General features: G+C 61.3%; 1 protein-coding gene and 1 pseudogene. Both read left to right on the plus strand.

The window, feature by feature from the left end; translation table 11 throughout:
• Window positions 1-318 (plus strand): annotated as a pseudogene (locus tag EN879_RS36860) (conjugal transfer protein TrbE); the annotation flags it as partial.
• Window positions 319-350: 32 nt separating this feature from the next.
• Window positions 351-1,064: a P-type conjugative transfer protein TrbJ gene (trbJ, locus tag EN879_RS36865; RefSeq protein ID WP_063170887.1), complete on the plus strand. Its 714-nt coding sequence runs from the start codon at window positions 351-353 to the stop codon at window positions 1,062-1,064.
• Window positions 1,065-1,104: the final 40 nt, after the last annotated feature.

Consider the following 1,104-nt stretch of genomic DNA (forward strand, 5'->3'; position numbering starts at 1 on the left):
ACCCAGATTTATCGGCGCTTCGGTCTCAACGATCGCCAGATCGAGATCGTCGCACACGCGACGCCGAAGCGCGACTACTACTGCCAGTCCCGGCGCGGCAACCGGCTGTTCGAGCTGAGCCTCGGTCCGATTGCGTTGGCGCTCTGCGCTGCGTCCTCGAAGTCGGACCAGGCGGCGATCGACCAGATCATTGCCGAGAGAGGCACAGATCAGTTCCTCAAGGCCTGGCTTGCCGATCGCGGACTCTCGTGGGCGGCCCACCTCATCCCCGATCTCACCAATGTCATCGACCATTCCGCGAAGGAGGTTTCCTCATGATGTCTATTCCTGCACGTTGCCGCATCCGGCGCATGGCCGCCGCCGGCGCATTGGTTGCCGCTGTTGCACTGTCATCGGTGCCGGCATTCGCATTCATCGTGTTCGATCCCAGGAATTACGCCGAAAACCTGCTTTCGGCCTCGCGGGCCCTTGAGCAAATTCAAAACCAGGTCACCTCGCTTCAGAACGAGGCGCAGATGCTGATCAACCAGGCGAAGAACCTCACTTCGCTGCCAACCTCCATGCTTGACCAGATCGAGGGCAATTTCTCGCAGATGAAGAGCCTGCTCGGCGAAGCCAACAAGCTCGCCTACAACGTCCAGGACATCGACAGTCAGTTTACGTCCGCTTATGAGAATTTTGGCACCGACCTTTCGAGCCAGCAGCTTGTCGATGGCGCGCGTGAGCGCTGGCGGACATCGGTGTCGGCTTTCGAGCACTCATTGAAGGCCGGTGCTGTTGCCGTGGACAATATCGACGGGACGCAGCAGCAAACCAGCGCGCTCGTCGACGCCAGCCAATCGGCGGTCGGCGTGCTGCAGGCAACGCAAGCCGGCAACCAGCTTCTCGCCGTGCAGGCAAGACAGGTCGCCGACCTCACCGCAATGCTGGCGGCGCAGGGCAGGGCTGCTGCGCTGGAGCAGGCAAGGACGGCCGCTGCACAGGAGCAGGCGCGAGAACAGTTCAGCCGCTTCATGACGGGCAGCAGATACACCGCGTCATCCGTCAAAATGTTCCACGACTGAGGCGGGTCATGGATCTCAAGATCGCCGCCCGGATAACAGC

This window comes from Mesorhizobium sp. M7A.F.Ca.AU.002.02.1.1, assembly GCF_003998535.1.
Classification (GTDB): Bacteria; Pseudomonadota; Alphaproteobacteria; order Rhizobiales; family Rhizobiaceae; genus Mesorhizobium; species Mesorhizobium ciceri.

Bases quoted from the DNA above. Each gene is read 5' to 3' on its own strand.
- trbJ (WP_063170887.1), top strand. From the start codon at position 351: ATGGCCGCCGCCGGCGCATTGGTTGCCGCTGTTGCACTGTCATCGGTG.